Annotated in this window: 6 protein-coding genes; all 6 read left to right on the top strand. The window is 71.7% G+C overall.

The genetic code is table 11. The annotated features are described in order from the left end of the window. Nucleotides 1-132: 132 nt before the first annotated feature. The 6 genes from FXO23_RS05585 to FXO23_RS05560 all read left to right on the top strand — a co-directional run bounded on the left by FXO23_RS05585 (nucleotide 133) and on the right by FXO23_RS05560 (nucleotide 24,520). On the top strand, nucleotides 133-936 hold the full coding sequence (locus FXO23_RS05585) for an alpha/beta fold hydrolase (protein ID WP_158881416.1): 804 nt from the start codon (nucleotides 133-135) through the stop codon (nucleotides 934-936). Nucleotides 937-1,016: 80 nt separating this feature from the next. Beyond that, nucleotides 1,017-1,232, top strand: coding sequence for an MbtH family protein (locus FXO23_RS05580; protein WP_158881414.1), 216 nt, complete (start codon nucleotides 1,017-1,019; stop codon nucleotides 1,230-1,232). A gap of 2 nt (nucleotides 1,233-1,234) precedes the next feature. Then, nucleotides 1,235-9,139, top strand: coding sequence for a non-ribosomal peptide synthetase (locus tag FXO23_RS05575; RefSeq protein ID WP_158881412.1), 7,905 nt, complete (start codon nucleotides 1,235-1,237; stop codon nucleotides 9,137-9,139). Beyond that, a complete protein-coding gene (locus FXO23_RS05570; protein ID WP_158881410.1) occupies nucleotides 9,136-13,503 on the top strand; it encodes a non-ribosomal peptide synthetase in 4,368 nt (1,455 codons plus the stop codon). The genes FXO23_RS05575 and FXO23_RS05570 overlap by 4 nt, the downstream gene beginning before the upstream one ends. Then, nucleotides 13,500-21,125, top strand: coding sequence for a non-ribosomal peptide synthetase (locus tag FXO23_RS05565; RefSeq protein WP_158881408.1), 7,626 nt, complete (start codon nucleotides 13,500-13,502; stop codon nucleotides 21,123-21,125). Before FXO23_RS05570 ends, FXO23_RS05565 begins: the two co-directional genes overlap by 4 nt. Further along, nucleotides 21,119-24,520: a non-ribosomal peptide synthetase gene (locus FXO23_RS05560; protein ID WP_158881406.1), complete on the top strand. Its 3,402-nt coding sequence runs from the start codon at nucleotides 21,119-21,121 to the stop codon at nucleotides 24,518-24,520. Before FXO23_RS05565 ends, FXO23_RS05560 begins: the two co-directional genes overlap by 7 nt. Nucleotides 24,521-24,548: the final 28 nt, after the last annotated feature.

Here is a 24,548-nt window from a genome sequence, read left to right as displayed (position 1 = left end):
GGGCCGCGCGCCTCGGCCGAAGGCCTCGTGAACGCGGGTGCGGGTCGCCCATGTGCTTGAGGTGAGCGGATCATGTAAAGGAGCGATCCGTACACGCGTTCGTCGACCGCGCGGCTCGAAAGATGGAGAGAAATGCCGTTCTGCCAAGTCAACGGGATCAAGCTGAGCTACGACGACACGGGTTCGGGGGAGCCGGTCGTCCTGGTCATGGGCACCGCGGCGAGCGGCCGGGTGTGGCAGCTGCACCAGGTGCCCGCGCTGGTCGGCGCGGGGTACCGGGCGATCAGCTTCGACAACCGCGGGATCGCGCCGACCGACGAATGCCCCGAGGGGTTCACCATCGGCGATCTGGTCGCGGACACCGCCGGGCTCATCGAGCACCTGGGGCTGGGACCGTGCCGGTTGGTCGGCACGTCGATGGGCGCGCAGGTCGTGCAGGAGCTCGCGCTGGCCCGGCCGGATCTGGTCACCCAGGCGGTCCTGATGGCGACCCGCGGGCGGCAGGACGCGATGCGCGCCGCGATGCGGGACGCCGAATCGGAGCTGCGCAACGGGGACTTCAACGTGCCCGCGAAGTACGAGGCCGTGGTCCAGGCCGTGCACAATCTCTCACCGGCCACGCTCAACGACGACGCCAAGGTGCGGGACTGGCTGGACATCTTCGAGCTTTCGCCCACGGCGTGGACCCCCGGGGCCCGGGCGCAGCTCGCCCTCGATCTGGGCGCCAGCAGGCTCGACGCGTACCGCGCGATCACGGTCCCGTGCCTGGTCATCGGGTTCGCCGACGACATGCGGCTGCCCGCGTACCTCGCCCGCGAGGTCGCCGACGCGATCCCGTCCGCCCGGTATCTCGAGCTGGCGGACTGCGGTCACTACGGCTACCTGGAACGGCCCGAGGCGGTCAACGAAGCGATCCTCACGTTCTTCCGCACCTGACGGCGGTGGACTCTGTCCGAATCGGTGCTTAAGGTAAGGCTCGGCTAACTTGGCTGAGCCTTACCTTAGGAGTGACACCGGTGACCAACCCGTTCGATGACGACTCCGGCCGGTTCTACGCGCTGGTCAACGACGAGGGCCAGTACTCGCTGTGGCCCGCGTTCGCCGAGGTCCCGGCCGGGTGGCAGATCGTCTTCGGTGCGGACAGCCGCCAGGCTTGCCTGGACCACATCGAGGCGAACTGGACCGACATGCGGCCGCGCAGCCTGGTCGAGGCGATGGGTGGCGAGTCCTGAGGGTGGCGGGCGCGAACGTCGAGGACGTCCTTCCGCTCACCCCGCTGCAGCAGGGCATGGTGTTCCACGCCCTCGGCGGGCGGGACGTCTACACCGTGCAGACGGTCCTGCGGCTCGAGGGTGAGCTGGATGCCGAACTGCTCCACCGCTGCGCGCATGCGCTGGTGGATCGGCACGCGAACCTGCGGGCCGCGTTCCGGACCCAGTCCTCGGGCCAGTTCGTCGGGGTGGTGCGCCGCCGGGTGCGGGTGCCGTGGCGGGTGGTGGCGGAACCCGCCGATTTCCCGGCGCTGCTGGACGCCGACCGGGCCGAGCCGTTCGACCTCGCCCGCCCGCCGCTGCTGCGGTTCACCCTGGTGCGAACCGGATCCCGGCAGCACGCGCTCGTGCTTTCCGCGCACCACCTGCTGTGGGACGGCTGGTCCGCGCCGATCCTGGTGCGGGAGCTGTTGCGGCTCTACGCCGCCGCGGCGGACCCGGGGGCGCTGCCGCGGGTGCGGCCGTTCCGCGACTACCTGGCGTGGCTGGCCGGACAGGATCGAGCCGCCGCCGAACACGCCTGGGCGCAAGCGCTTGCGGACCTCGACGAGCCCACACTGCTGGCCGGACCGGAGCACGTTCCGGCCGGGGCGCCCGCACGTCATGAGGTCACCCTGCCCGCGGAGTTCACCGAGCGGCTGTACCGGGCGGCGCGTTCGCGGGGGCTGACCGTCAACGCGGTCGTGCAGGGCGCGTGGTCGCTGCTGCTGTCCGGGCTCACCGGGCGGGACGACGTGGTGTTCGGGGCCACGGTTTCCGGGCGTCCGGCGGAACTGCCCGAGGTCGAGTCCATGGTGGGCTTGTTCATCAACACGGTGCCGGTGCGCGTGCGGCTGCGGGCCGGGGAGTCGCTGGCCGGGCTGTTCGGCCGGATCCAGGCCGAGCAGGCGGAGTTGCTAGAGCATCAGCATCTCGGGCTGGCGGACATCCAGCGCGCCGCGGAGCAGCGGAGCCTGTTCGACACGCTCGTGGTTTTCGAGAGTTACCCGGCGGATCAGGCGGAACTGGCGCACGCGGCCGGCCCCGGCGGGCCGGTGCTGACCGAGGTTTCCGTCCGCGACGCCACGCACTACCCGCTCGCCCTGGTGGTCGTGCCCGGCGCGGAACTCCTGCTCCGCTTCGACCACGATCCCACCCTGTTCGGCCACGCCCACCCCCGGACCGATCCTTCCGAGAGCACCGCTCTCGCCGAACGTGCTGAAAGCGACGCCTCCGAGAGCACTGCTCTCACCACGCGTACTCAGGTCGGCGTTTCCGAGAGCACTGATCTCACCGAGTGTTCCGTACTCGGCATCTCCGAGGGCACTGCTCTCGATGGTGAAGCTGGGCGTGCCAATTTCGAGAGCACCGCTCTCGCCGAGCGTGCTCGGGGCGGTGTTTCCGAGAGCGCTGCTCTCGTCGAGTGGCCCCCGGATGGTCTTCCCGAGATCACTGATCTCGCCAAACGCTTTCGGCGCATTCTTGAAGTTTTCCTTGCCGCGCCTGAAAAGTCGGTTGCCGCCCTCGATCTTCTCTCCGCTGCCGAGCGCTGTCAGGCCGTCATCGCGCCGAACCGCACTGCTGTCGATGTGCCCCGCTCTACTTTGAGAGCACTGCTCTCGGATCAGGTTGCCCGCTCTCCGGAGAGGACAGCGCTCTCATTTGAGAGCGCCGCTCTCTCTTATGCGGAACTGGATCGGCGGGCGGAGGCGTTGGCGGCGGTGTTGGTGGAGTGGGGGGTGGGGCCGGAGTCGATTGTGGGTGTGCACCTGGACCGCTCGGTCGAGCTGGTGGTGGCGCTGGTCGCGGTGCTGAAGGCCGGGGGCGCGTATTTGCCGTTGGATCCGTCGTATCCGGTGGATCGGTTGCGGTTCATGGTGGGGGATGCGGCGCCTGTGGTGGTGCTGACTACCGCTGGGGGTAGTGCGGCTTTTGGGGATGCGGTGTGTGTGGAGGTGGCCGGGTGGGGTGGGGTTGTGAGTGTTTTGGCCGGTTCTAACCGGTCTGAACGCTCACGACCCCGTCAGCAGGTTCGGCCGGAACATCCGGCTTACGTGATCTATACCTCCGGTTCGACGGGTCGGCCGAAGGGTGTGGTGGTGTCGCATGGGGCGATCGTCAATCGGCTTCGGTGGATGCAGGCGGAGTTTGGGCTTGGCGTGGGTGATCGGGTGTTGCAGAAGACGCCGTCGAGTTTTGATGTGTCGGTGTGGGAGTTCTTCTGGCCGTTGATCACCGGCGCCGAACTCGTGCTGGCCAAACCGGAAGGGCACAAGGATCCCCGCTACCTGGCCGATCTGATCGAAACCGAGCGCATCACGACTGTCCATTTTGTTCCGTCGATGTTGCGGGCGTTCGCGGAGGAGGCGGAGGGGCGGTGTTCGTCGTTGCGGCGGGTGATCTGCAGCGGTGAGGCGTTGCCCGCCGATCTCACCCGGCGGTTCGACAAGCTGCACAACCTCTACGGCCCGACCGAGGCCGCGGTCGACGTCACCGCGTGGCCGTGCGGCGTGGAAACCGATCCCGTCCCGATCGGCCGCCCGGTGTGGAACACCCAGGTGTACGTACTGGACTCGTTCCTGCGTCCGGTTCCGCCTGGCGTGCCGGGCGAGTTGTACCTCGGTGGCGTCCAGTTGGCGCGCGGCTACCTGAATCGGGCTGGGTTGACCGCATCTCGGTTCGTGGCGAATCCGTTCGGGCCCAAGGGGGCCCGCCTGTACCGCACCGGCGACCGCGCGCGGCTTCGTCCCGACGGCGCCCTGGAATTCCTCGGTCGTGCCGATGATCAGGTGAAGATCCGGGGTTTCCGGGTCGAGCTGGGTGAGGTCGAGGCCGCGCTGACCGCGCTCGACGGGGTGGCCTCGGCCGCGGTGGCCGCACGCGCCGAACGGCAGCAGCTCATCGGCTACGTCGTCCCGGCACCGGGCGCCGGTCCGGACCCCGCAGCGCTCCGCCGGAAACTGGCGGAAGCCCTCCCCGAGCACTACGTGCCTTCCGCGTTCGTCCTCCTCGACGAACTTCCGCTCACCCCGAGCGGCAAGCTCGACCGCAAGGCACTCCCCGAACCGGATCTGCCCGACGGCCCCGGTGGCGAACCGCGGAACCCGCGCGAGGAGATTCTCCGCGGCCTGTTCGCGGACGTCCTCGGCCGGGACCGGATCGGCGTGCACGACGACTTCTTCGCGCTCGGCGGGCATTCCATCCTGGCCACCCGCCTGGTCGCCCGGATCCGCCGGAACCTGGGCGCGGACCTGGAGATCCGGTCCGTCTTCGACGCGCCCACGGTCGCCGGGCTCGCGCGCGCACTCGACGGCGGCGGCTCCCGTCCAGCCCTCGAACCGCGCCCGCGCCCGGAACCGATGCCGCTGTCCGCCGCGCAGCGCAGCCTGTGGTTCCTCTACCGCCTCGAAGGCCCCAGCCCCACCTACAACCTGCCGTTCGCCGCCCGGCTCACCGGCCCGCTCGACCGCACCGCGCTGCGCCACGCACTGTCCGATGTGGCCGGTCGGCACGAGTCCCTGCGGACCGTGTTCCCGGAGACCGACGGCGAACCACGCCAGCAGGTGCTCGAGCACGCCGAAGTGCCGCTGAGCCGAACGGAATGCGCCGACCACGACCTGCCCGCTCAGCTCGCGCGGATCAACGGGCACCGGTTCCGGCTGGACGCGGAACCCCCGATCCGGGCCGAACTGCTCGAACTCGGCGAGCACGAGCACGTACTCGTGGTGCTCGTGCACCACATCGCCGGGGACGAATGGTCCGCCCGCCCCCTGCTGCGCGACCTCGGCGAGGCCTACGCCGCCCGAGCCGGTGGCGCCGAACCCACCTGGCGCCCGCTGCCCGCGCAGTACGCGGATTACACGCTGTGGCACCGGGAACTCCTCGGCGACGAAACCGATCCGGCGAGCCTCGCGGCCCGGCAGCGCGCCTTCTGGCTGCGGCGGCTGGAAGGGCTGCCCGAGGAACTCCCGCTCCCGGCCGACCGCGCCCGCCCCGCGTCCCCGACCCACCGGGGCGCCGAGGTCGCCGTGCCGATCCCGGCCCCGCTGGCCACCGCCGTGCGGCGGCTCGCGCGGACGCTCGGCGCCAGTGACCTGATGATCGCGCAGGCCGCGGTCGCGGTGCTGCTGCACCGGCTCGGCGCGGGGGACGACATCCCCCTCGGCGCACCCGCGGCCGGGCGCGGCGACGACGCGCTGGACGAACTCGTCGGGTACTTCGTGAACACCCTGGTGCTGCGCACCGATGTCACCGGCAACCCGTCGTTCCGCGAACTCATCGCCCGGGTAAGGGAAGCCAACCTCGACGCGTACTCGAACCAGGACCTGCCCTTCGAGCGGGTGGTGGAGGCGGTGAACCCGGCGCGATCCGCCGCACGGCACCCGCTGTTCCAGGTCATGGTCTCGCACCGCGACCCCGCCGGGGCGGAACTCGCCTTGCCCGGCCTCACCGCGACCCTTCTCGATCCCGGCGTCGAACACGCCAAGTTCGATCTCGCCTTCCACTTCGGACAGTCCGAATGCGTCATCTCCTACGCCACGGACCTGTTCGACAAGTCCACTGTGGAGGGATTCGGCGCGCGCCTGCTCCGCCTGCTCGACGCGCTGGTCACCGATCCGGATCGGCGGATCGGCCTGGTCGACGTGCTCGGTCCGGACGAGCACGCGCTCCTGCGCTCGTTCAACGACACCGCCGAAACCCGGCCGGAGGCGACCCTCACCGAACTCGTCGAGGCCCAGGTGGCGGCCACCCCGGACGCGGTCGCGGTCGAGTTCCACGAGCAGCGCCTCACCTACGCGCAGCTCAACGCGCAAGCGAACCGGCTCGCCCGGAAGCTCGCCGACCTCGGGGTGGGCCCGGAACGCTGTGTCGGCGTGCACTGGGAACGTTCCCCGGAAATGGTCGTCGGCCTGCTCGCCGTCGAGAAGGCGGGCGGCGCTTTCGTGCCGCTCGAACCGTCCTGGCCGCGCCTGCGGATCGCCGAAGTCGCCGCGAGCGCCCGGCTCACCGCCATCCTCAGTGGACAAAACCATGACGAACCGGTCCGCGAGCTGAACATCCCGATCGTCGACGTCACCCTCGACGAGACCGAACCCGACCCCGGGAACCCGGCGATCGCGATCCAGCCCGAGGGACTCTCGTACGTCATCTACACCTCCGGCTCGACCGGAACCCCCAAGGGCGCGATGATCCGGCACCGCGCGATCACGCACCGGCTGCTGTGGCAGCGGGAACTGCTCGGCTTCGGCGCCGGGGACGCCGCGTTGTTCAAGGCGCCCCTGGGTTTCGACATCTCGATCAACGAGGTGTTCCTGCCGCTGACCACCGGCGGCCGCCTGGTCATCGCCGAACCCGGCGGCGAACGCGACATCGACTACCTGCTCGGCCTGATCGAGCGGCACCGGGTCACGTTCACCTACCTGCCCTCGTCGATCCTCGACCTGCTGCTGCAACTGCCCGGGTTCGCGGCGAAGGCGCGGTCGCTCAACCACGTGTGGTGCGGCGGCGAGGTGCTGACCCCGGAACTGTTCGGCCGGTTCCGCGCCGCCAGCGACGCGGTGATGTACCACGGTTACGGCCCGGCCGAGGCGACCATCGGCGTCTCGCACGTGGTGTACCGGGAGAAGTCCGCGATCCGCGGCGCCATCTCCATCGGCGGCCCCAACGGCAACACGCGGCTGCACGTGCTGGACCGGCACCTGCTCCCGGCGCCGGTCGGCGTCCCGGGCGAGCTGTACGCGGGCGGGGTCTACCTCGGCCGCGGTTACGTCAACGACCCGGGCCGGACCGCCGCGCACTTCGTCGCGGATCCGTTCGGCCCGCCCGGTTCCCGGCTGTACCGCACCGGCGATCTGGCCCGCTGGCAGCCGGACGGCACCCTCGAATTCCTGGGCCGCGCGGACAACCAGGTCAAGATCCGCGGGATGCGGGTCGAACTCGAGGAGATCGAAGCCGTCCTCGAGCAGCAGGACCTCGTCCGGCGCGCGGTCGTCCTCGTCCGCGAGGATCAGCCGGGCGCCAAACGCCTGGTCGGCTACTGCCTTGCCCCGGCCGAACCGGGCCTGGCGGACCGCGTCCGGGACTGGCTGCGCACCCGCCTGCCCGAGCACATGGTGCCGCAGGCGTTCGTGTTCCTCGACGACTTCCCGCTCCTGCCGTCCGGGAAGGTGAACCGCCGCGCGCTGCCCGAACCCGAACCGGAACATCCGGCCGACGGCCGCGCCCCGGCCACCGACACCGAACGGGTCCTGTGCGATCTCATGGCCGGGGTGCTCAAACTCCCCGCCGTCGACCCGGACGCGAGCTTCTTCACCCTGGGCGGCGACAGCATCCTCTCGATCCAGCTGGTGAGCCGGGCCCGTGCCGCCGGTATCCCGCTCTCGCCCCGCCAGGTCTTCGAACACCAGACCGTCGCCGCCCTCGCCCGGGCCGCCGGACCGGCGGCGGCGAAGTCCACAGAGGACGGTTTCGAGCGGGCGAACGGCGTCGGCACGTTCCCGTTCACCCCGATCATGCGCTGGTGGGCGGAAACCGCCGATCCGCACCTGTGCCAGTCCGCCCTCCTCCGCGTCCCGGCACTCACCGCGGACGTGCTGGACGGGATCCTGCGGGACCTGCTGGACCACCACGACGTCCTGCGCGCCCGGCTGGACGCCGACTCCCTCGAGGTCCGCCCACCGGGCGCGGTCACCGCGCGGGACGTCCTGCGCCGGGTCCCCGCCGAGGCGGACCTGGAAGCCCAGGTGGCCGCGGCTTACGAAACCGCGGTCGCCGAACTCGACCCCGCCGCCGGTTCGCTCGTGCGCGCCGTGTGGTTCGACTTCGGTGCCGAGCGGCCGGGGCGGCTGCTGCTCGTGCTGCACCACCTGGTGGTCGACGGGGTGTCGTGGCGGATCCTCGCCGACGACCTGGCCCGCGCGTGGACCGAACGGTCGGCGGGCCGCCCCGCGAAACTCGAACCCGTCGCCACCTCCTTCCGCTGGTGGGCCACCCAACTCCCCACCCTCGCCACCACCCGCCTCCCCGAAGCCGCCTACTGGCGCCAAATCACCGAAGCCCCCAATGCGGCATTGGGGACGTTCAACGCCCCGAACGCCGCATTGGGTACTTCCAGTGCCCCGAAAGCCACATTGGGGGAGCCCGGGGAGTTGGTGGTGGAGCTGGCGAGTGGCGAGGTGGAGCCGGTGCTCACCGAGGTCACGGCCGCGTTCCACGCCGAGGTGCGGGACGTGCTGCTCACCGCGCTGGCCCTGGCGCTGGGCGAGACCGCGGTCGTCCAGCTCGAGGGGCACGGCCGCGAGGAACACCTGGTGCCCGGCGCCGACCTGTCCCGCACGGTCGGCTGGTTCACCACGGTGTACCCGGTGGTGCTGGACCTCGACGGCATCGACGTCGCCGCGGCCCGGGACGGGCAGGCGGCGGCCGGGGCGGCGCTGAAGCGGATCAAGGAGCGGTTGCGCGCGGTGCCGGACAACGGGATCGGGTTCGGGCTGCTCGAGTACACCGGTCAGCGGCCGGAGGTCCGGCCCGCGGTGAGTTTCAACTACCTCGGCCGGTTCGACGTGCGCGGTGTGGACGGGTTCTGGGTCCCGGCGGGGGAGCGGGTCCCGGACGGTTCCGCGCCCCGGCACGGGCTGGAGGTCAACGTCGTCGTCGAGGACCGCGCGGGCGGGCCGGTGCTGCGCGCCACCTGGGCGTGGGCCGGGGACGGGTGCGTGCGGGCCGATGCCGAGGAGTTGTCGCGGAACTGGGTGCGGGCGCTGCGCGCGCTCGTCCGGCAGGCGCGGGACGGCGAGACGGCCGGGTTCACCCCGTCGGACGTGCCGCTGGTGTCGCTGAGCCAGTCGCAGTTGGACAAGATCTCCGCGAAGTGGGGCAAGAAGAAATGAGCGTTGCCGACATCCTGCCGCTTTCCCCGCTGCAGCAGGGAATGCTGTTCCACGCGGTGTTCGACGCCGAGGCCGACGACGTCTACACGGTCCAGTTCGTGCTCGGGCTGGCCGGGGACGTCGACGCCGAGCGGTTGCGGCGGGCGGCGAACGAACTGCTGACCCGGCACGCCAATCTGCGGGCCTGCTTCGTGCACGAGGACGTCGACGAGCCGGTGCAGCTGGTGATCGACGGCGTCGAGCTGCCGTGGGCGGAGGTCGATCTGTCCGGTGTGGACGATCGCGAGGCGGCGCTGAACCAGTTGCTGGCCGAGGATCGGCGGGTTCGGTTCGCGCTGGACGAGCCGCCGTTGCTGCGGATGACCCTGGTGCGGTTCGGGGCCGGGGATTTCCGGCTGGTGCTGTCGAACCACCACATCCTGCTGGACGGCTGGTCGGTCCCGCTGCTGGTGCGCGAGCTGCTCGAGCTGTACGCCGGGCGGGCGCCGCGGCCGGTGCGCCCGTATCGCGACTACCTGGCCTGGCTCGCGGCCAGGGACGACGACCGGGCGCGGGAAGCCTGGGCCAAGGCGCTCGCGGGGGTCGAGGAGCCCACCTTGCTCGCGCCGGTCGAGCCGTCGCGGGTGCCGGTCCGCCCGGAAAAGCTGCGGCTGGCGTTCGGCGAGGACGCGACCGCGCGGCTGTACGCCGTGGCGCGGGCGGCCGGGCTCACCGTGAACACCGTGGTGCAGGGGCTCTGGGGGCTCGTGCTCGGCCGCCGCACCGGCCGCGACGACGTCGTGTTCGGGGCGACCGTGTCCGGACGTCCGGTTGATTTGTCCGGTGTGGACTCGATGATCGGATTGTTCATCAACACCGTGCCGGTGCGGGTCCGGGCGCGGGCCGGGGACGCGGTGCTCGACGTGCTGCGCGCGGTGCAGGGCGAGCAGTCCGGGTTGATCGACTTCCAGTACCTGGGGCTCACCGAGATCCAGCGGGCACAGGGCATCGGCGACCTGTTCGACACGCTGGTCGTCTTCGAGAACTACCCGATCGACACGGATGCCGTGGCGGACGGGGAGAGCGGCGCCGGGCTGCGGATCACCGGGGTCGAGATCGACGACGCCACGCACTACCCGCTCGCCCTGGCGGTCGCCGCCGAGGCCACGCTCGAGGTGACCTTCGAATACCGGCCGGACGTCTTCGAAACCGCGCCGATCGAGGCGCTCGCCGGGCAGTTCCGGCGCGCGGTGGAGGCCCTCGCCTCGGGCGCGAACCCGACGGTCGCGGGGCTGGACCTGCTGGACCCGGCGGAAAGCGGGCGACTGCGCGCATTCGGCACCGGCAAGCGACTGTCCACACCGGACGAAACGATGGCCGCGGTGTTCGCCGAGCAGGCCGCGCGCACCCCGGACGCCACGGCCGTGGTGTCCGGGGACCGGCGGCTCACCTTCGCCGAGGTCAACGCGCACGCCAACCGGCTCGCCCGCGAACTCGCCGAACGGGGCGCCGGTCCGGAGCGGATCGTCGCCCTCGCGTTGCCGCCGGGACCGGACTTCCTGGTCGCCCTGGTCGCGGTGCTCAAGGCCGGGGCCGCCTACCTGCCACTGGATCCGGAATGGCCCGCCGAGCGGATCGAGGTGATGATCGCCGACGCGAAACCGGTGGTCGTGCTGACCGAACTGCCGGAGGTCACCGCGCGGTCCGCGGAAAACCTCCCGCCCCTGGCATCGCCGGACAATCCGGCGTACGTCATCTACACGTCCGGTTCGACCGGGGCGCCGAAGGCCGTGGTCGTGCCGCATCGCTCGATCGTCAACCTGCTGGTCAGCCACCGGACCGACCTGTTCGATCCCGCCCGGGAACGGCTGGGCCGCCCGTTGCGGGTGGCGCACGCCTGGCCGATGGCGTTCGACGCGTCCTGGCAGCCGATGCTGTGGATGTTCGCCGGGCACGAACTGCACCTGGTGCCGCCGGACGTGCGCCGCGACGCGGATCTGCTGCGGGACTTCCTGGCCCGGCACGGCATCGAGTTCGTCGAACTGTCGCCCTCGCTGCTGGCGCAGGTGGCCGCCGAACCCGGCTGGCGGGCCGGTCTCCAGGTGCTCGGGGTGGGCGGCGAGGCGGTCCCGGCCGAGCTGTGGCGCATGCTGCGCGCGGAACCCGGATTGTCCGTGTACAACCTCTACGGCCCGACCGAGTGCACAGTGGACTCGGCGGCCTGCGATTTCGCGCTCGGCGACCGCCCGTCGATCGGCTCGCCGGTCGGCAACGCGCGGGCCTACGTGCTGGACCGCCACCTGAATCCGTGCCCGGTCGGGGTTTTCGGCGAGCTGTACCTCGCCGGGGCCGGGCTGGCCCGCGGCTACCTCGGGCGGGCCGCGACGACCGCCGAACGGTTCGTCGCCGATCCGTTCGGCGCCCCGGGCGAGCGCATGTACCGGACCGGGGACGTGGCGTGCTGGACCGCCGACGGGCTGCTGGACTGCCGGGGACGGGTCGACGACCAGGTGAAGATCCGCGGTTTCCGGATCGAACCGGGTGAGATCGAGGCCGCGCTGCTCGCCGACGACCGGGTCGAGCGGGCCGTGGTCGTCGTGCGCGAGGACACCCCGGGGGTGCGGCGGCTCGTCGCCTACGTCGTGCCGCGTTCGGGACTCGACGGGCTCCGCGAGGCCGTCGCCGCGAAGCTGCCCGAGTACCTGGTGCCCGCGGCGATCGTCGAGGTGGACGATTTCCCGTTGACCCGCAACGACAAACTCGACGTGGGCGCGTTGCCCGCGCCGGACTGGACCCCGGCCGGGGAGCGCACCGAACCGCGCACCGAGGTCGAAGCCCGGCTCGCCGCGTTGTTCGCCGAGGTGCTCGGCGTGCCGGCGGTCGGGATCGACGACAGCTTCTTCGCGCTCGGCGGCGACAGCATCGTGTCGATGCGCCTGGTCGGCAAGGCCCGCGCCGCGGGCTTCCGGTTCTCGCCCCGGGACGTGTTCGACCGCCGCACGGTCGCCGAACTCGCCCTCGTCGCGGAGGAGGCGGTCGCCCCGGCGGGTGACGATCAAGGTGTCGGTGAGGTGCCGCTGACGCCGATGCTGACCTGGCTCGCCCGCCAGGACGCGCCGCACGATCGGCTCAGCCAGGCCCGGTTCCTGTGCACCCCGGCGGATCTCGACCTGCCCGCGCTGCACGGATTGATCCGGTCGCTGCTCGACCGGCACGACGTGCTGCGGGCGACCTTCGCGGATTCCGTCTTCACCACCCGGCCGCGCGGCGCGGTCGACGTGGAGTCCATTGTGGACCGGATCGACGCGAGCGGGCTGGACTACGACGAGATCGCCGCGAAACTGCCCGAAGTGCTGGAAGAGGCGCTGGGGCGGTTGCGGCCCGCGACCGGGGACATGGCCCGGTTCGTGTGGTTCGACACCGGGCCGCGGCGGCCGGGACGGTTGCTGGTCCTGCTGCACCACCTCGTGGTGGACGGGGCTTCCTGGGGCATCCTGGTGCCCGAACTCGCCGATCTCTGGCGGGGGCGGGACCTGCCGCCGGTGGCCACGTCGTTCCGCACCTGGGCGCGGGCGCTGCCCGCGGCCGCCCGCGAACGGGCCCCGGAACTCGGCCTCTGGCGCGAAATCCTGGACGGTCCGGATCCCGTGCTCGGCGCCCGGCGGCTCGATCCGCGCGTCGACACCCGGGCCACCGTGCGCTCGGCGCGGACCGCGCTGGACGCGGACACCACGGCCGCGCTGCTCACCTCGGTGCCCGCGGAACACGGGGTGGGCGTCAACGAGGTGCTGCTCACCGCGCTGGCCGTGGCGGTTTCCCGGTGGCGAGGCGACGGCGACACCTCGCTGCTGCTCGCGCTCGAAGGCCACGGACGAGAGGAACAGCTCGTCGAGGGCGCGGACCTGTCCGGCACGGTCGGCTGGTTCACCAGCGTCTTCCCGGTCCGGGTCGATCCCGGGGAGTTGGGCCGAACGGGCGTCCACAAAGGACTTTTGCGGGTGGCCGAGCAGCTCGCGGTCCCGGACAAGGGCATCGGGCACGGCCTGCTCCGCTACCTCAACCCGGATACCGGTCCGGTCCTGGAAGCACTGCCCGAACCGCAGGTCGAGTTCAACTACCTCGGCCGCCTGACCGCGGGCGAAACCGGTGGCGAACCGTGGTCGGGCGCCCCCGAGGCCGGCGCGATGGGCGGCGGTGTGGACGACGCCGCGCCCGCGCCGTACTGCCTGGTCCTCAACGCCCTGGTGCGAGACGGCGCCGAAGGTCCGGTGCTGGAAGCCGACTGGCAGTGGCCGGGCGCGCTGTTCACCGAGGAGCGGATCCTCGCGTTGTCGCGGGAGTGGTTCGCGGCGCTGGCACTGGTGCGGAAAGGGGATGGCGCGTGAACAAGCCGGATTTGGCCGCCCGCAAGCGGGAACTGCTGCGGCGCAGGCTCGCGCAGGCCGGGTTGACCGGGAGCACGCGGATCCCCAAGCGGGAGAGCGACGACGACCTGCCGTTGTCGTTCGCGCAGTCGCGGATGTGGTTCCTGCAGCAGCTCGATCCGGGCAGCGCGGCCTACAACGTGTGCCTGGCCATCACGCTGCGCGGCGCGCTGGACACCGCCGCCCTGCACCGGTCCTTCCAGCGCCTGGTCGAGCGGCACGAAATCCTGCGGACGCGGTACGTCGCCGGGGCCGACGGGGAGCCGCGGCAGGTCGTCGACCCGTATTCCGTGGTCACCATGGCGGAAACCGATCTGCGGGGGCTGCCCGCCGCCGAGCGGGAACGCGCGGTCGGCGCGATCGCCCGGCAGGAGTCGGCGCGGGCGTTCGCGCTGGACGCCGACCATCCGATGCGGCTGCGGCTGCTCCGGCCCGGGGACGACCACTACGTGCTGGTCCTGGTGGTGCACCACATCGCCTGGGACGGGTTCACCTTCAACGCGCTGTCCGCCGACCTGTCCGCGCTGTACCGCGAGGACACCACCGGGCGACCGTCCGGTTTGGACCCGTTGCCGGTGCAGTACGCGGACTTCGCGGTGTGGCAGCGGAAGACGCTGACCGACGAGCGGCTCGCCGGTGACCTCGAGCACTGGCGCCGGGCGCTCGACCCGCTGCCCGAACCCCTGCCGCTGCCGGTCGACGCGCCGCGCGGCGCCAACCCGTCGGCGCGGGGTGACCGCCGCTTCCACACCTTCGACGCGGATCTGACGCGGCGGCTCACCGCGTTCGCGAAGGAGCGCGGCACCACGCCGTTCATGGTGGTGTTCGCCGGGTATGCCGCACTGCTGCACCGCTACACCGGGGTCACCGACGTGCCGATCGGCTCGGCGTCGATGAACCGGGACGCGGGCGAGCTGGAGCGGCTGATCGGGAACTTCGGCAACACGCTGGTGCTGCGTGCCGATCTGTCCGGCGATCCGGGTTTCGGGGAGTTGGTGGATCGGGTGCGCGCGGTGTGCACCGCGGGGTACGCGCATCAGGACCTGCCGTTCGACCTGCTGGTGGAGCGGTTGCGGCCGCCGCGGCAGGCGGGCCGGTCGGTGCTGTTCGACGTGATGCTGCTGTTCCTGACCCAGGGGTTGCAGGGGCTCGAGCTGCCCGGGGTGACCGCGAGCTGGGAGACCGTGCACAACGACACCACCCAGTTCGATCTGGCGCTGGAGGCGTTCCTCACCGACGGGCGGCTGCGGATCGAGGCCACCTATCGCAGTGAACTGTTCGCCCGGGAGACGATCGACCGGTTCCTCGGGCACCTGGAGAGCCTCCTCGCCGCCGCGCTCGACGATCCGCGCCGCGGCGTGAGCCGCCTGGAGTACCTCGGCGAATCCGAACTCGACCGCATCCTGACCTCCTGGAACCGCACTTCCACCGATGTTCCCCGCCCTACTTTGAGAGCACTGCTCTCGGACCAGGTCGCCCGCTCTCCCGAGAGGACAGCGCTCTGCTTCGAGAGCAGTGCTCTCTCTTATGTGGAGTTGGATCGGCGGGCGGAGGCGTTGGCGGCGGTGTTGGTGGAGCACGGGGTGGGGCCGGAGTCGGTTGTGGGTGTGCATCTGGATCGTTCGGTTGATCTTGTGGTGGCGTTGGTCGCGGTGGTGAAGGCGGGTGGGGCGTATTTGCCGTTGGATCCGTCGTATCCGGTGGGTCGGTTGCGGTTCATGGTGGAGGATGCGGCGCCTGTGGTGGTGCTGACCTCGGCGGGTGGCAACGCGACCTTCGGGGGTGCGGTGTGCACGGAGGTGGCCGGGTGGGGTGGGGTCGTGAGTGTTTTGGCCGGTTCTAACCGGTCTAGTCACTCACGACCCAGTCAGCAGGTTCGGCCTGAGCATCCGGCTTACGTGATTTATACCTCCGGTTCGACGGGGCGGCCGAAGGGTGTGGTGGTGTCGCATGGGGCGATCGTCAATCGGCTTCGGTGGATGCAGGCGGAGTTTGGGCTCACTGCGGGTGATCGGGTGTTGCAGAAGACGCCGTCGAGTTTTGATGTGTCGGTGTGGGAGTTCTTCTGGCCGTTGGTCACGGGGGCGGAGTTGGTGCTGGCCCGGCCGGAGGGGCACAAGGATCCCGCGTACTTGGTGAAGTTGATCGAGGAGGAGCGGGTTACGACCGTCCACTTTGTTCCGTCGATGTTGCGGGCGTTCGCGGAGGAGGCGGAGGGGCGGTGTTCGTCGTTGCGGCGGGTGATCTGCAGCGGTGAGGCGTTGCCCGCGGAGCTGGCTCGGCGGTTCGACAAGCTGCACAACCTCTACGGGCCCACGGAAGCGGCCGTCGACGTCACCGCGTGGCCTGCTCAGGCGGGGGTGGATTCGCCGACGGGTTCGGTGCCGATCGGTCGTCCGGTGTGGAACACCCAGGTGTATGTGCTGGATGCGTTCCTGCGTCCGGTTCCGCCTGGGGTGGCGGGGGAGTTGTACCTCGGTGGCGTCCAGTTGGCGCGCGGCTACCTGAATCGGGCTGGGTTGACCGCGTCGCGGTTCGTGGCGAATCCGTTCGGTGCGCCCGGTTCCCGGCTGTACCGCACGGGTGATCTGGCGCGGTTCCGGGCCGATGGGGTGCTGGAGTTCCTGGGGCGTGCCGATGATCAGGTGAAGATCCGGGGTTTCCGGGTCGAGCTGGGTGAGGTCGAGGCCGCGCTGACCGCGCTCGACGGGGTGGCCTCGGCCGCGGTCGTCGCACGCGCCGAACAGCAGCAACTCGTCGGTTACGTCGTGCCCGCGCCGGGGGCGCGGCTCGAGCCCGCGGCGGTTCGCCGGGAGCTGGCCGCGTCGCTGCCCGATCAGCTGGTGCCGTCCGCGGTGCTCGTGCTGGACGCGCTCCCGCTGAGCCCGAGCGGCAAGCTCGACCGCAAGGCCCTGCCCGAACCGGATTTCGCCGAGGCGACCACCTCGGCCGAACCCGCCACCCCGCGCGAGCAGGCCCTGTGCGACCTGTTCGCCGAACTGCTCGGGCTCGACCGGATCGGCGTGCACGACGACTTCTTCGCGCTCGGCGGGCATTCCATCCTGGCCACCCGCCTGGTCGGCCGGATCCGCACCGAACTCGGCATCGAGGTGCCCATCGGCACGGTGTTCGACGCGCCCACGGTCGCCCGGCTCGCCGCGGTGCTCACCGACGACGGCCAGAAGCGGCCCGCGCTCACCCCGATGCCGCGCCCCCGCCGGATTCCGCTGTCCTCGGAGCAGCGGCGGCTGTGGTTCCTGTACCGGCTGGAGGGGCCGAGCCCCACCTACAACATCCCGTTCGCCGTGCGGCTCGACGGCCGCCTGGACATCGACGCGCTGCGCGCCGCACTGTCCGATGTGGCCGGTCGGCACGAGGTGCTGCGGACCGTCTACCCCGAGTTCGAGGGGAAGCCGTACCAGCGGGTGCTCGACACCCCGCCCGCGCTGAGCGTCGAACCCTGCACCGAAGACGCGCTCGCGGACCGGCTGCGCGACGCCGCCGCGCAGGCGTTCGCCCTCGACCGCGAACCGCCGTTCGCGCCTCGCCTGTTCACCCTGGACGACCGCACGCAGGTGCTGTCCCTGCTCACGCACCACATCGCCAGTGACGGCTGGTCCGGCGAGCGGCTGCTGGCCGATCTGACCACCGCGTACGCGGCGCGGGAACGCGGTCGCCGCCCGGACTGGACACCGCTGCCGGTGCAGTACGCCGACTACGCGCTGTGGCAACGGGACCTGCTCGGCAACGAGGCGGATCCGCGGAGCCTGCTCGCGACCCAGCTCGCCCACTGGACCGAACGGCTCGCCGAACTGCCCGACGAGCTGACCCTCCCCGCCGACCGGCCTCGCCCCGCGACGCCGACGTTCGACGGGGACGCGGTCGCCTTCACCCTGCCCGCCGAGGCGCACGCGGCACTGGCCGCACTCGCCCGCGACACCGGCGCGACGGTGTTCATGGTGGTCCAGGCCGCGGTCGCCACGTTGCTGCACCACCTCGGCGCGGGCGAGGACATCCCGCTGGGCACCCCGGTCGCCGGCCGGACCGACGACAACCTGGACGGCCTGGTCGGGTTCTTCGTGAACACGCTCGTCCTGCGCACCGACCTGTCCGGGGATCCGACCTTCCGGCACCTGGTCGAGCGGGTGCGCGGGACGGACCTGGACGCCCTCGCGCACCAGGACCTGCCGTTCGAGCGGTTGGTCGAGGCGTTGAACCCGGCCCGGTCGATGGCCCGGCACCCGTTGTTCCAGGTGATGATGGCCTACCAGCGGGCGCCCGGCGGCCCGGTCCCGTTCGGCGCGCTGTCGCTGCGCGAGGAGCACGTCGGCTTCTACGCGGCCCGGCTGGACCTGTCCTTCCACCTCTTCGAACGGGACGGCGCCGCCGGGATCGACGGCTGGCTGGTCTATAGCCGCGACCTCTTCGACCGGTCCACAGTGGAGGGTTTCACGAACCGGCTGGTGCGCCTGGTCGCGGACCTCGCCGCGGCGCCGGACCGCCCGTTGTCGGCGACCACCGTGGTCACCGAGGCCGAACGCGCGGAACTGGTGCGCACCCGCAACGCCACCGACCACCCCCTGCCCGCCGAAACTCTGAGAGCACTGCTCTCGGAACAGGTCACCCGCTCTCCCGAGAGGACAGCGCTCTGTTTCGAGAGCAGTGCTCTCACCTATGCGGAACTGGACCGGCGGGCCGAGGCGCTGGCCGCGGTGCTGGTGGAGCACGGGGTGGGGCCGGAGTCGATCGTGGGCGTGCACCTGGACCGCTCGGTCGAGCTGGTGGTGGCGCTGGTCGCGGTGCTGAAGGCCGGGGGCGCCTACCTGCCGCTGGACCCCTCCTACCCGGCGGACCGGCTGCGGTTCATGGTGGAGGATGCCGCGCCCGCGGTGGTGCTGACCTCGGCGAGTGGCGGCGAGGCCTTCGGGGATGCGGTGTGCGCGGAGGTGGCCGGGTGGGGTGGGGTCGTGCGTGTTCTGGCCGGTTCTAACCGGTCTGAACACTCACGACCCCAGCAGCAGGTCCGCCCCGACCACCCCGCCTACCTGATCTACACCTCCGGCTCGACGGGCAGGCCCAAGGGCGTGGTGGTCTCGCACGGCGCGATCGTCAACCGGTTGCAGTGGATGCAGGCCGAGTACCGGCTCACCGCGGACGACCGGGTGCTGCAGAAGACCCCCGCCGGTTTCGACGTTTCGGTGTGGGAGTTCTTCTGGCCGTTGATCACCGGCGCCACGCTCGTGGTCGCCCGCCCCGAGGGGCACAAGGACCCCGCCTACCTGGCGAACCTGATCAAAGCGGAACGCGTGACGACCGTTCACTTCGTACCGTCGATGCTGCGGGCCTTCGTCGAGAGCGAGCCCGGTCCGCTCGGCTCCCTGCGCCGCGTGCTCTGCAGCGGTGAGGCGCTGCCGTCCGGGCTCGCGCGCCGGGCGAGCGCGGAACTCGGCGCGGCGGTGCACAACCTGTACGGTCCGACCGAGGCCGCGGTGGACGTCACGTCCTGGCCCGCGGATCAGGGCCTCGGCACGGTCACCGTGCCGATCGGCCGACCCGTCTGGAACACCCGGGTGTACGTGCTCGACTCCGCCCTGCGGCCGGTGGCTCCCGGGGTCGCGGGCGAGCTGTACCTCGGGGGCGTGCAACTCGCCCGCGGCTACGCCCGGCGCGCCGGGCTGACCGCGTCCCGGTTCGTCGCGGACCCGTTCGGGCCCAAGGGGGCCCGGCTGTACCGCACCGGCGACCGGGTGCGCTGGACGGACGCCGGGGCGCTGGAATTCCTCGGCCGCGCGGACGATCAGGTGAAGATCCGCGGCTTCCGGGTCGAGCCCGGCGAGATCGAGGCCGCGCTGGAACGCCTCGACGCGGTCCGGCACGCGGTCGTCGTCGCCCGGCGCGAGGAGCAACGGCTGGACGCCTACGTCGTCGCGCCACCGGACACCGATCCGCTCGCCCTGCGGCGCGAACTCGCCGCGACGCTGCCGGTCCACCTGGTGCCCGCCGCGATCGTCGTCCTGGCCGAGCTGCCGCTCACCCCGAGCGGCAAACTGGACCGGAAAGCCCTGCCGGAGCCGGACTTCGGGCGGCTCGCCGGGGCGGCCGAACCGCGCACCGAGCGGGAAGCCCTGCTGTGCGGGCTGTTCGCCGAAACCCTCGGCCTGCCCGAGGTCGGCGCGGAGGACAGCTTCTTCGAACTCGGCGGGGACAGCATCGTGTCCGTGCAACTGGTCAGCCGGGCCCGGCGGGCCGGGATCGTGTTCACTCCGCGGCAGGTCTTCGAACTCCGCACGCCCGCCGGGCTGGCGGCGGTCGCGACGGAATCCGCCGAAGCCGAGGCGCCCGCAACGGCGTACGGCCGGATCGAACCGACGCCGATCATGCGCTGGGCGTCCCGGAACGATCCCACCTTCGGCGGGCTCAGCCAGGCACTGCTGCTGGTCGTCCCGGCAGACCTGCGCGAACCGGAACTCGTGCGCGCGCTCCAAGCCGTGCTCGACCGCCACGACCTGCTGCGCGCGCGGTGGGCCGGGGGCGGGCTGGTCGTCCCCGAACCGGGCGTGCGGCCGGTCCTCACCCGGGCGACCGGATCCCTGGACGCCGAACTCCGCGCCGCCCGCGACCGGTTGTCCCCTCCTGCCGGACGGATGTTCGAGGCGGTGTGGTTCCGGCCCGGCCGCCTGCTGCTCGTCGCGCACCACCTGGTGGTGGACGGGGTGTCCTGGCGCCTGCTCGCCGAGGACCTCGCCGAAGCCGCCCGCGGGCGGGAACTGCCGCGTACCGGTACCTCGTTCCGGCGCTGGAGCCAGGTTCTCGCCGAACAGGACCGCACCGGTGAACTCGAGCTGTGGCGTGGCATGCTCGACGGCGCCGACCCGGTTTTCCCCGCGCCCCAAGGGATCGCCGCGGACGTCCGGGACACCGAACTCACCGTCGGGTTGCCCGCGGGCGCCGAGCAGGCGGGGGTCCAGGAGGTCCTGCTGACCGCGCTCGCGAAGTCGTTGCGGGTCAAGGGAGACGTGGTGGTCGCCGTCGAAGGCCACGGCCGCGAGGAGCAGCTCGGCGCCGATCTGTCCGCGACCGTCGGCTGGTTCACCACGATGTTTCCGGTCCGCCTACCGGCGGGCGCCGATTTCAAGCGAGTCAAGGAAATCCTGCGCGGACTCCCCGATCACGGCCTCGGCTACGGCCTCCTCGCGCACCGCGACGGCGCGCTGGGCGGCCTGCCCGAACCGGCGATCGTGGTGAACTACCTCGGCCGCGTCCGCGCGGGTGACGGGTCGCCGTGGTCCGTCGCGCCGGAAGCGCCGATGCTGCGCGTGCCGCCGCGGCCCGACCGCCCGGTGGACTTCGCGCTGGAGATCAACGCGGTGACCATCGGGTCCGAACTGCGGATCGGCCTGGCCTGGCACGCCGGAACGCTCGATCAGTCCGATGTGGACGAACTCGCCGCGGCCCTGCGCGTGGAACTGGGCGGTTTCACCGAGGACGACCTGGCGGGCCGGGTCCTTCTCGATCTGACGCTGGCCGACGTCAGCCAGGACGACCTCGACGAATGGGAAGAAGAGGAGACAAGCACGTGGTGAGTCAAGCGCAACCGACCGCGGGGGAACTCCTGCGGGAGGTGACCGATCTCCTGGGGCCGGAAGCCGAATCGCTGACCGAGCGGGACAGCCTCATCGAGTTCGGGCTCGACTCGATCCAGCTCATGCGGGTGGCGAACGGCTGGCGCCGGCGCGGGATCAAGGTCAGCTTCGCCGAACTGGCCAAGCACCCGACCCTGGCGCAGTGGCGCGAACTCCTCGAGGCGCAGCCGGGCGTGGAACCCGAACCGGCCGTCGAGATCGACGTCGACGAGACCGAACCGTTCCCGCTCGCGCTCATGCAGCACGCCTACTGGATCGGCCGGGACGAGGAGACCACCCTCGGCGCGGTCGCCGCGCACCTGTACGTCGAATTCGACGGCCACGAGGTGGATCCCGGGCGGCTCGAGCGGGCGGTCGAAGCGCTCGTCGCGCGGCACGGCATGCTGCGCGCGCGGTTCGGCGACGACGGCACCCAGCGCATCCTGCCCGCCCGCGAGCAGCCCGCCCTGGTCGTGCACGACCTGCGCGGCGACGACGAAACCGCTGTCGAGGCGGAACTGGAACGCCTGCGCGAACGGTCCTCCCACGCGCGCCTGGACGTCGCCGCCGGGGAGGTCTTCGCCATCGCGCTCAGCCTGCTGCCCGGCGGGCGGACCCGGTTGCACGTCGACGTGGACATGCTCGCCGCCGACGCCCTGAGCTACCGCGTGCTGCTCACCGATCTCGCGCGGTTCTACCAGAACCCGGACGAGAAACCCGCGCCGATCGGCTACAGCTATCCGCGCTACCTCGCGGAAAAGGCGGCCGCCCGGGGCGACGAGACCGAACGCGCCCGCGAGTACTGGCAGCGGCGGATTCCCGAACTGCCGAGCGCGCCCGATCTGCCGCTCGTCCCGGACGCCGAGCGCGCCAACCCGACCCGGGTGACCCGCCGCCACCACTGGCTCGCCCCCGAGGACCGCAAGAACCTCGCCTCGCGCGCGCACGAACACGGCCTCACCCCGGCGATGGTGGTGGCCACCGCGTTCGCCGAGGCGCTCGCTTGCTGGAGCGCGCAGCCGCGGTTCCTGCTCAACCTGCCGATGTTCGACCGCGCGAGCACCCACCCGGAAGTCGACCAGCTGGTCGGCGACTTCACCAGTTCGATGCTGCTGGACGTGGACTTCGGCGAACCGGGCACGTTCGCCGAGCACGCGCGGGCGGTCCAGGACCGCTTGCACGCCGATGCCGCGTACTCGAGTTACTCGGGCGTCGAGGTGCTGCGCGATCTGTCTCGGCACGCACGCGAGCAGGTGCTCGCGCCGGTGGTGTTCACCAGCGCGCTGAACCTGGGCGAGCTGTTCGGCGCGGGTGTGCGGAGCTGCTTCGGCGAGGCGGTGTGGATCATCTCGCAGGGCCCGCAGGTGCTGCTCGACGCGCAGGTGACCGAGGTCGACGAGGGCCTGCTGATCAACTGGGACGTTCGCGAGGACGCCTTCCCGGCCGGGATGATCGACGAGATGTTCGCGGCCTTCCACGAACTGATCACGCGGCTGGGCCAGGACGGCGAGGCGTGGCAACGCCCGGTCGCCGACGCGCTGCCCGCCGCGCAGGCCGAGGTCCGCGCCCGGGTCAACGCGACCACCGCGCCGCGCAGCGGGAACCTGCTGCACGACGGGTTCTTCGCGCACGCGGCCCGGAATCCGGACGCGCCCGCGGCCTTGTGGGGCGCCGACGGCGAGCTGACCTACGGCGAACTCGCCGACCGCGCGTTGCGGATCGCCGCGCACCTCGCCGAACGCGGCGTCCGCCCGGGCGACACCGTCGCGGTGAGCCTGCCGAAGGGGCCGGACCAGGTGGCCGCCGTGCTCGGCGTGCTCGCCGCGGGTGGCGCGTACGTGCCGATCGGGGTCGACCAGCCCCCGGCCCGCCGCGCGCGCATCCACCGCACCGCGGGCGCGGCCGTCGAACTGACCTCGATCGAGGACGCGCTCACCGCGGCGCCGCTCGCCGAACCGGTTCGCGTGTCCGAAGAGGACAGTGCGTACGTGCTGTTCACCTCCGGCTCCACCGGGGAACCGAAGGGCGTGGAGGTGCCGCACCGCGCCGCGATGAACACCATCGAGGACCTGAACGACCGGTTCGCGGTGGGGCCTGGGGATCGCTGCCTGGCGGTGTCCGCTTTGGACTTCGACCTGTCGGTGTACGACCTCTTCGGCATGTTCTCCGCCGGGGGAGCCGTGGTGCTCGTCGGCGAAGGCGACAAGCGCGACGCGCGGCCGTGGGCCGAACTCGTCGCCACCCGCGGAGTGACCCTGGTCAACTGCGTGCCCGCGCTGCTGGACATGCTGGTGCTCGCCGCCCGGCCCGGGGAACTGGCCGGGTTGCGGACCGTGCTGCTCGGCGGCGACTGGGTCGGCACCGACCTGCCCGGCCGGGTCGCCGAGCACGCGCCCGCGTGCCGCTTCGCGGGACTCGGCGGCACCACCGAGACCGCGATCCACTCCACGGTGTGCGAGGTTTCCGGGCCGGTGCCCGCGCACTGGCGCTCGGTGCCGTACGGGACACCGCTGCGCAACGTGGCCTGCCGCGTGGTCGACGCCCGGGGGCGCGACTGCCCGGACTGGGTCGGCGGCGAGCTGTGGATCGGCGGCGACGGGGTGGCGCTGGGCTACCGCGGGGACCCCGGGCGCACCGCGGACCGGTTCGTCGAACGCGACGGGACGCGCTGGTACCGCACCGGTGACCTGGCCCGCTACTGGCCGGACGGCACCCTGGAATTCCTCGGCCGCCGCGACAACCAGGTGAAGGTGCGCGGTGTCCGGATCGAACTGGGCGAGGTGGAGGCGGCGCTCGCCGAGCATCCGTCGGTCCGGCGCGGGGTCGCCGGGGTGCACGGGAACCAGCTCGTCGCCGCGGTCGCCGGCGCGGTCTGCGGGGACGAGGTCCGGGAATGGATGTCGACCGTGCTGCCGCCGCACCTCACCCCGTCCCGGATCGTCGTGCTGGACGAGTTGCCGTTGACCGCCAACGGAAAGGCGGACCGCCGCGCGGTGGCCGCGCACTGGGAAACCGAGGCGGGCGCGGACTACGCGGCGCCGGAAACCCCGCTGGAGAAGGTGCTCGCGCTGGTGTGGGGCGAGGTCCTCGGCGCCGAGCGGATCGGGCTGGACGACCCGTTCTTCGCGCTCGGCGGGGATTCGGTGCTCGCCACCATGATCGTCGGGCGGCTGCGGGAGGCCCTGGACACCGCCGAGGTGTCCGTGCGCACGCTGTTCGCCAGCCTGACCGTCCGCGCGATGGCCGCCCGCCTGCTGGCGAACGAATCCACACCCGGCCGCCTCACCCAGGTCGCCGAGATCTACCTCGAAGTCGAGGCCCTCTCCGCGGAAGAACTCGACTCGGAACTCTCCTAGCTTTCATGAGGGGACCCCTCCAGACGAA

Origin of the sequence: Amycolatopsis anabasis (assembly GCF_009765355.1) — a bacterium.
Taxonomy (GTDB): Bacteria; Actinomycetota; Actinomycetes; order Mycobacteriales; family Pseudonocardiaceae; genus Amycolatopsis; species Amycolatopsis anabasis.
This window is presented reverse-complemented; position numbering and strand designations above follow the sequence as displayed.

Excerpts from the sequence above, each read along its gene's own strand:
- FXO23_RS05585 (WP_158881416.1), top strand. The coding sequence starts at position 133 with ATGCCGTTCTGCCAAGTCAACGGGATCAAGCTGAGCTACGACGACACG.
- FXO23_RS05570 (WP_158881410.1), top strand. The coding sequence starts at position 9,136 with ATGAGCGTTGCCGACATCCTGCCGCTTTCCCCGCTGCAGCAGGGAATG.